General features: G+C 38.2%; 10 protein-coding genes. 1 reads left to right on the forward strand and 9 read right to left on the reverse strand.

Annotation, left to right across the window (positions count from 1 at the left end; all coding sequences use genetic code 11):
- Window positions 1–97: 97 nt before the first annotated feature.
- Entirely contained in the window at window positions 98–757 is a 660-nt protein-coding gene (locus tag M901_RS08010; RefSeq protein ID WP_021277697.1) for a M23 family metallopeptidase, read from the forward strand.
- Here M901_RS08010 and M901_RS08015 read toward each other — a convergent pair whose 3' ends face one another.
- The 9 genes from M901_RS08015 to M901_RS08055 all read right to left on the reverse strand — a co-directional run.
- A complete protein-coding gene (locus M901_RS08015) occupies window positions 758–1,345 on the reverse strand; it encodes an exonuclease domain-containing protein (RefSeq protein WP_021277693.1) in 588 nt (195 codons plus the stop codon).
- A 46-nt stretch (window positions 1,346–1,391) separates the two neighbouring features.
- Complete coding sequence (locus M901_RS08020; protein ID WP_021277691.1) at window positions 1,392–1,628, reverse strand: hypothetical protein; 237 nt, start codon at window positions 1,626–1,628, stop codon at window positions 1,392–1,394.
- Window positions 1,598–2,812: a hypothetical protein gene (locus M901_RS08025; protein ID WP_021277690.1), complete on the reverse strand. Its 1,215-nt coding sequence runs from the start codon at window positions 2,810–2,812 to the stop codon at window positions 1,598–1,600. The genes M901_RS08020 and M901_RS08025 overlap by 31 nt, the downstream gene beginning before the upstream one ends.
- A gap of 14 nt (window positions 2,813–2,826) precedes the next feature.
- The gene (locus M901_RS08030; RefSeq protein WP_021277698.1) at window positions 2,827–3,189 is read right to left on the reverse strand and encodes a hypothetical protein; all 363 of its coding nucleotides are present in this window, start codon (window positions 3,187–3,189) and stop codon (window positions 2,827–2,829) included.
- 190 nt (window positions 3,190–3,379) lie between these two features.
- Window positions 3,380–4,000: a 3-oxoacid CoA-transferase subunit B gene (locus M901_RS08035; RefSeq protein ID WP_021277695.1), complete on the reverse strand. Its 621-nt coding sequence runs from the start codon at window positions 3,998–4,000 to the stop codon at window positions 3,380–3,382.
- Entirely contained in the window at window positions 4,000–4,695 is a 696-nt protein-coding gene (locus M901_RS08040; RefSeq protein WP_021277689.1) for a CoA transferase subunit A, read from the reverse strand. Before M901_RS08040 ends, M901_RS08035 begins: the two co-directional genes overlap by 1 nt.
- Before the next feature lie 3 nt (window positions 4,696–4,698).
- Entirely contained in the window at window positions 4,699–5,901 is a 1,203-nt protein-coding gene (locus tag M901_RS08045) for an aspartate aminotransferase family protein (protein ID WP_021277692.1), read from the reverse strand.
- 53 nt (window positions 5,902–5,954) lie between these two features.
- Complete coding sequence (locus M901_RS08050; protein ID WP_021277694.1) at window positions 5,955–7,016, reverse strand: acyl-CoA--6-aminopenicillanic acid acyltransferase; 1,062 nt, start codon at window positions 7,014–7,016, stop codon at window positions 5,955–5,957.
- Window positions 7,010–8,171, reverse strand: a 1,162-nt coding sequence (locus M901_RS08055; RefSeq protein WP_021277696.1) for an aminotransferase class III-fold pyridoxal phosphate-dependent enzyme, incomplete at its 5' end; no start/stop codon positions are given. The genes M901_RS08055 and M901_RS08050, both read right to left, overlap by 7 nt.

Raw genomic sequence — 8,171 nt, forward strand, 5'->3', positions numbered from 1 at the left:
TCAGCCGAAGAAATTGAAAGGTGGGCGGAAATTATTGCCGATAATGGTTAAGGCTTAGTTATTCTCGCCCAGAAAAAGATTCATATTGGGCGAGATTATGAGACTTAGAAATTTACTTACAATATTTGTAATATTATCAATAATTACTTCTTGTGCGGGAATGCGTAGTGGACGCTATGTGACTCTAGATAAGAACTATTCTGCAAAGAGTTTGGCCAAACTCTTTGATATTTCAACTTGGAAACTTCAGGAATTTAATAAGGGGAAGTCTTATAGTAAGGGCTCCACTGTTTTTATTCCGTATAAAGGGGGAATCATAGCTAATGAAGCCTCTGGAAGAAGTGTCGCCAGTATTAATTATAATGCTCTAAGATCTTCTTCTCGTTTTCTATGGCCAGTACCTTCGTCTAAGAGAGTCTCTTCAGGCTTTGGAAGACGTTGGGGGAGAAAGCATGAAGGTATAGATATTGCGGCCCGAAGAGGTGCCCATATTATAGCTGCCGATGATGGTGTCGTTGTTTATTCAGGTAAAGAGCTTGGTGGATATGGGAATATAACTGTAATTTCGCATTCAGATGGCTTCTTTACTGTATATGCTCATGCTGATCGTAATTTTACAAGTAAGGGCCAGAAGGTTCATAGAGGGCAGGTGATTGCGGCCGTAGGAAGTACGGGAAGATCAACTGGGAACCACCTTCACTTTGAAGTGAGAAGAGATTCCCATGCTTTTGATCCTAAGAAATTCTTCCACCACTAATTACTTCTTAGAGGCGATATCCATTAGTTTAAAATACATCAATGCCGTATTTATAGCATCTTCTAGCGCAGTATGGGCCACTTCTCCCATTCCTAGAAAATCCATAAGCTTAGAACCTGATTCACACTCGGCAGGGATATGTTGCATATCAATGAGAGTGTAGGCAACAGAAGAAAGATCCAGTTGTCTGTGGTTAAAATATTTTCTCATAAAACCCCAACCAAGGTCTCTATTCATAAATGGTAAGTCAATGGCACTCATCGATTTTCCAAAGAGGGTAATTCGCTCATTATTAAAGTAATCTTTAACTTCATCTGAGTCTAGATAGTTAATGAGTTCTTCTTTGAACTTCTCAATCTCTATTCCTTCGTTATGGGCCTTGTCGATGAGTTCTTTATTGTGATCTATAACCCATTGATTAAGTTTTGGCTTAAGTTCCTCAAAGCTTGGGCATTTAATAAAAAAATGCTTCTTCAGATCTTCATTGATTTTCTGGGTCTGTGTACAAAATGGAACCATTGCAAATTCGATGATTAGGTCATGTTCTTCTAATCCAGTCGCTTCGATATCAAATGAAAGGTATTTCATGCTCGATCCTTATTTATAAATAATTTAATAACTAACTTTATTTTCGTTATTTTTTTAAGTAATCTCTTAAAGTATTTTGGCATGAGATGACTTCGTCTGTCACCATGCAGAGTTTACAAATATTTGCACCAGAACAACTTGATGCAATTGGAAGACCGTGATCAATAAGTAAATCCATTAGCTTGATATCAAGATCTTCGTCAGTTATGAGTATATGTTTTACTTCACTCTTTGAAGCCGCACCATAAATAATTAATTCTTTGAAGTTTTCGCTGGGCCGCATTTTAGAATTCCTGTACGAGGTTCTTTGTAAAGGTGAAAGCCCTTTGAATACTTAATGAGATCGACCTTTCCTAGAGTTGGGATATAGTACTTTGTTTGGTCATTCTTTTGAAGAAATGGCCTTCCATAAATTTCAACAACTGTTCTTTCTGGATAGAGTAGGTTGAGGAATCTCTTGGTATTGAGTATCTGTTCAGGCGACATATTCTTATCTGTTGAGCTGAGAATATTGTTAAGAAGCTGCTCAGAGTGGATAAGGTTCTTGGCCATTATTAATTCTTGATTATTCTTTGAAAAACAGATTGCCGCATTGAAGTTTGTCATTTTCTGAGACTTTAAGCTAAGAAAATTCTTATTGAATTGATCAACAATCGGATTTGCACTTGTTAATGTTATAAAGAAATTGTCCTTGTCCTGAAAGAGTCCAAAGAAATTCGAGCGTATCTCATTACTTCTTCTCTGTATCAGTGGTGTCGAGCTGAAGAGATTCTTATCAAAATTACAAAGGTAATCCTTGGAAGATTTGAAGAGATGATTTGTTTCAAAGATATTCTGATCGAGTCTTTGAGATGTCGTTACAAGCGCTTCAAATTTTGGGGGGGCAATCGTTTCACCATCCTTGGCGATTTGATTTCCCTTAAAGGCTATGGCCCTAAGTTTTGGGTTCTTGTAGAGAGAAACCTTGTTCTTGTCTAAAAACTTTGCAAGTTCTTTAGACACTGGAATAGAGAAGTCCCAGTTATCAAGTGAGCGGGCATAACTTTTGATTGTGCGTGACTTTTTAAAGTACTTCCTAACTTGATTGAGTTGGGAGATATAACTAGAGGAGTTTAAAGTCTTTGGAGTTGTGATTAAGAAATACTCTTTCTTATCATACTTAATATAAGTTAAGGTTTTCGAGTTTAGAGTCGTCGAATCAGGCCTTGAAGCAAGCTGAAGAAGAGACCATTTAAAGTAATGATCGAGAAAACTTTGTTTCGTACTTTGTTCAAAGTAGTTCTTGTAGATACTGTTAAGCTTATTATTTTCGGAATAAACTAAAATAGGTTTTTTCTCTATTGGGCAAGTTACATTGAGACGGCTCTCATTCTTTTTTTGGTTGGAATCTACTTCTACAATATCAAGATTGGAGCATGAGATTGTAACTGCAATAATAAATACTTTTTTGAGAATACTATTAATCATCTTGTGAAACTTCTTTAAAGCTTATAGTTGTCGAGATTTTCGAATTGTTCATCACCTTCACTGATGAGTTCCAGTTGGTTCTCTTCAACTTCTTGTGAGTATTCTTGATTGAGTGGCGTCAGTTTATATTCATTGTATTCTGGAGAGTTCTTAAGGGCATGTATGGCCTCATGAGTGCCAGAAAATTCGAAGATCGTCCAAAATCCAGTCTCACCCGGGATAGTCGATGTGATTTTATATTGAATATTATAAGTGGTGAAAAGTTGAGCAACAAGGTCGAGTTCTTTTTCACGATATCCCTTATTTCTAAGGGGAGGATTAGGTGTGAAGTATGTAAAGAGCTCTTTAATCGGTCTTTCTTTCTTAGTAAAAAACATCATGTTTCCTTATGTGATTTCAATATCTCTACTTAGTATAATGGAAAAGATTACCTATTTAAAATAATTATGCAAAATTTAAAAAATAAAGTTATACTTTAATTGATCGACAGGATGTCGTGGCAAGAGATAGGCAGGATGCCGAAAAAATCGGGGCCTTTTGCAGGGGCCCCTTTTTTATCTCTAAAATCTAATTTTCGAATAAATCCCCATTAAATTCACTCTTATCTACGTTTTGAGCAAGTTTAACAATTTTAAATTTTCCATTATTTATTGCGAAGACACCCTTGTCTGTAACAATCTTATCAACGACTGATTTCCCTGTAAGGGGAAGATCACAAAGCTTAACGAGTTTTGATTCACCACTTTTTGAGTAGTGGCCCATCATAATAATCACTTCTTTAGCTCCGTTGACTAGGTCCATGGCACCACCCATTCCTGTCAATTTCTTACCAGGGACCATCCAATTGGCCAGAGAGCCTTCAGAATCCACCTGCATACCTCCTAGGATGCAAAAGTCGATATGACCACCTCTAATCATTCCAAAGCTTAGAGAGCTATCAAAGAAGCTTGCTCCTGGCATCGTGGTAATTGTTTCCTTTCCTGCGTTGATGAGAGTAGGAGAGACTTCATTCTCCAGGGGACGTCTTCCAACTCCAAGTACCCCATTTTCAGAGTGAATGATATAGTCATGATCTTCAGGAAGAATCTCACTGACAAGTGTTGGGTAACCAATTCCTAAATTTATACTTGAGCCCTCTGGTATAAGGTTTAGAACCTCTTGGGCCATTTGGTGCTTTGTCCAGCTCATTATTCTTCCCTCGTCTTTTTAAATTCAATGGCATTTTCGTAATCTTCACCTTGGTAGATTCTTTGGACAAAGATTCCAGGGAGGTGGATATCTTCAGCCTGAAGTTCTCCTAACTCAACGAGTTCTTCTACTTCGACTATCGTTGTTTTGGCGGCCATGGCCATAAGAGGGGAGAAGTTTCTAGCTGTCTCTTTGAACCATAGGTTTCCGAAACTATCTCCCTTTTGCGCCTTGATTATGGCAAAGTCCGCATGAAGTGCTGTTTCCAAGATACATGGACGATCAAACTCTTTAACCTCTTTTCCCTCGGCAACTAGAGTTCCATGTCCTGTTGGCGTGTAAAAGGCCCTTATTCCCATTCCTGCAGCTCGAATTCTTTCACTAAAAGTTCCTTGCGGCACGAGTTCAACATCAATTTCTTTGTTAAAGATTCTCTGTTCCAAATCAGGGTTTCCTCCTACATAGGAGCAGTAGGCCTTCTTTATCATATCCTTCTTGAGTAACTTGACGAGACCTCTACCTGAATTACCAATATTATTTGAAATAATTGTGAGGTCTTTGAGATCACAAGTTGCGAGATAATTGATACTATTTTCAGCGATTCCACACAGACCAAAGCCACCGCTCATTATTGTGCATCCACTTTTAATATCGTGTAGCGCCTCGCTTGCGTTTTCATATACTTTAGATTTCATAATTCATCCTATTTTCTCACAGAGCTTTTCTAGTACACCTTTTAATTTCTTTAGTGCTTGTTTGAGTCTTTGAGGTGTTGTCATCATAATTGGTGTAATGATGAGAATATTATTTGAAACGTTAATATAGAGATTCTCTTTGATAAAATCATTCCATGACAGTGAATCTTTATAGTCGAGTTCAACGGCCATAAGATTTCCTATTTGTCGACATTCCTTCACACAACTTAATTGGTTAAATTCTTGGTGGGAGTCTTTTAAAGTTTGTTCGAGATTTTTAATATTGTCGACGAACTCCCTTTCTTCTATGAGATCAAGAATTTCAGAACATACTCTTAGCCCAATAGGATGAGCATAGTTGGTCAATCCACAGCTAAGAACCTCATTTTCGTAGTAATCAGAAACTTCTTTACTTGTGTAAACGGCTCCAAAAGGGAAGAAGCCACCACTGATATTCTTGGCCATACAAATAAAGTCTGGTGCAAGATTATAGTGTTGAAAGGCAAAGTTCTTACCTGTTCTGGCAAAACCGCACACTATTTCATCTAGGATGAGAAAAATTTTATATTTACGACAAAGGTTTTGGATTCCTTCATACCAGTTTGGATCAGGAATATAGACACCATTACCCCCTGTTATTGTCTCGAGACAGATGGCCGCGATCTTCTGTGGGCCGACTTTTTTAATAATTTCTTCTGTCTTTGCCAATGCATCATTTTCAAATGGTTCAGGAATAAAGTGGGTGAGATGATCAAGCAGGGGAGAGCCCTCCCTTCTCCAATCTCCTGTAATTGAGAGGGCCCCAACACTGGCACCATGATAAGATTTTTCACGGGAGAGGATATGCTCCTTCCCTGAAACTTTACGTGCCATCTTTAAGGCATTTTCAACTGCTTCAGCTCCCGAGACAGTGTAGAAAATCTTACCTTCATTTTGCCCTAGGGCCTTGAGTAGTTTTTGTGATGTTTCTTGTTTGAGATTGTAGACAAGTTTTGGTCCGGCCGCAGGAAGGACTTTGTACTGATCACTAATTGCGTTAGTGAGTCGCTCATTTCGAAGTCCAAAACTCAAGTGGTAGCTACAACTACTAAGGTCGTAGATTTCTCTATTGTCATGAGTAAGATAACTATCAACAGTTGTTTCTTTGATTTCTAGCTTGGAAGCGCTGTTTTGCTTAGTCCAACTGTAGTAATAGGCTTCATTCATAAAAACCTCCATGAACTTATATTGAATCCCTCATTGGATTCAATAGTGTGAAGCTACAAAGAGAATGTATATTCTCGGTAGTTCTCATCATGCTCTTGACAGCCACGCCACATGTGGAAGGTCTTTTTCGCATAGTTATAAGTGGCCCCTCCACAAGTCATCGAAGGGTCTTGGGCCCCACTTTCAAAATGTGAACAAATTGACTTGGGATAGCCCTCATGATCTTTAAGTAGTCCAATAAAATCTTCTTCGTTGTGAATCGTAGAAAATCTCTTCTTTAAAATATCGAAGCGAGGAAAAGTCGTAGAGCTAATACTACTTTTATCCTCATTCTTTTCCATTTCTAAACCTAGGCAGTGGTTGGTGTGATACATATTTTGGTCAGTTTTTGAATCAAGGACCTTTTCAATAATGCCTGGTGAGATTTCCCAATGCTCAGCATGCTCTTCATTGCTGATTAGGTAATTATGCCCTGAAGTTACAGGAGCTTTTGTTAAAGTTTCTCTCATTTCATTTAAGCTCTTCGCCTGTAGGCACTTTCTGACAAGCACTGGCCAGATCATACCAATTTTAGCATTGAGAGTGTTGATATTATTAACGCCAATAAAGACTTGGTTTGTATTGATACCCATCATCCCGACACATCCTACAAGGGAGAAGATGTAGGCCCCTGGATTTTCTGTTTTTGGTAGCTCAATGACACAAATAAAACGTTTAGCAGAACTGTGCATATCCCAAGTTTGACCGGCCATATTTAGATCAGGTGTTTTCTTATAAATTGTAGAACAGCCTTCATCAGGAAGCTGGATATCACGAAAATCAGTATAGTTATTTAAAATAACAATATCTGATAATGGACAATTGGCCCCTTGAGCAATTCCGCGCATCTCATCAGCAATATCAGCAGCGTAATGATGACTTATGTCGAATTGATCTTGTGCAAGCTCTTCAAGACTTGACTCTAGACTAGGATTCTTCGCGAGCATAAGCTTCTTTCTAATACTGGCCAGCTCGTTAATTGCTTCTTTAAATTTCTCACCGTGTTTCACTCCTCTTTCAAATGGAGTGTCTTTTGCCAGATATGGAATTATCGGAAAATCAACATCTATTAACATAGGATATTCCCTATCGTTGGATAAAATGGACCCTTTCCTTTTAATGATAACTTTTCTCCATAGCCTAACTCTCTCGAGCTGTTCAGTCGCACTCTTTCTTGAGCCGTTAAAGATGAGAATTGGTTTTCAATTTTTGTAATTCCTGTCCTATTAGATTTCACTTTTCGCATGGCCTCGACAAATTGGGCCATTGAGAGAGCATCTCCGTCCCACGTTGAGATCATCATGAGTGGTTTTTCTAGGAATATCTCATCCTTCATAAATGTCATGGCCGCCTGTGCTCCTAGGTAGGCGAAGAATGCATCAGGTGTGAGATCTTGCTCACATGAACGCCACCAGTTTGTTTCTGAATGGCCGAGGTTTGCATAAGATGTTTCATTGTAGACTAGCTTTGTGCCTGTTTTCTTTGCCAACTGCTTTAGACCTTTTAGGAATTCGTTGGGAACAGATTCTTTTAGTCTTTGTGGAAGTGGCTCAATAAAAATTGCTACCACATCACCTGCTGTTAGGTATTGATTTGTTTGTTGTAGAATTTCCTCGTAATTTTCACTTCCTGGATGATCCAAGAAGATAGTTTGAAAATATGAGTTCTCCTCTTCGCTAAGTGATCTCGATAAGAAACTTCCTTTGCCAAAGTAGTGACCTCGATATGTGAGAAACTTTTGTCTCTTCTTATTCTTTTCATCTTGTTGAGTGGTATTGTAGATAATCGATTTTGCTATTTTATCGACTGCTTCGGCTTGCCCACTTGCTGTATAAATATGTTGCAATTCTTTTGGTGCCGTATGAGCAACTTCTTTGACATTTTCCAAGAACGATTCACTAACAAAATTTGAAAGACAAATCTTATTAATCATTTTATCGATATTGGCCTCAATAAAGTTTTCGCTCGGTTGAGTCATTCTCAGTGGTGCTGTGAGCTCACTGTGAATTGTATTTTCTGGTTGATGCCACTTTAGTGGTGATCGATAAACAAAGACATCGCGATAAATCTCATCATCAGGATAATCTTCTTCAATATAGATTTCTGGAATACATCCTAAAGAGAGATTCACTCCCAACATCGTCGCAGCTAATCGATCTCTATTTCTTCCGTAGATATAATTAAGATCTTTTTCTATTCCTATCATCTCAAGTGTGTACTTTAGAAACTTT

It is taken from the genome of Bacteriovorax sp. DB6_IX (assembly GCF_000447775.1).
Classification (GTDB): domain Bacteria; phylum Bdellovibrionota; class Bacteriovoracia; order Bacteriovoracales; family Bacteriovoracaceae; genus Halobacteriovorax_A.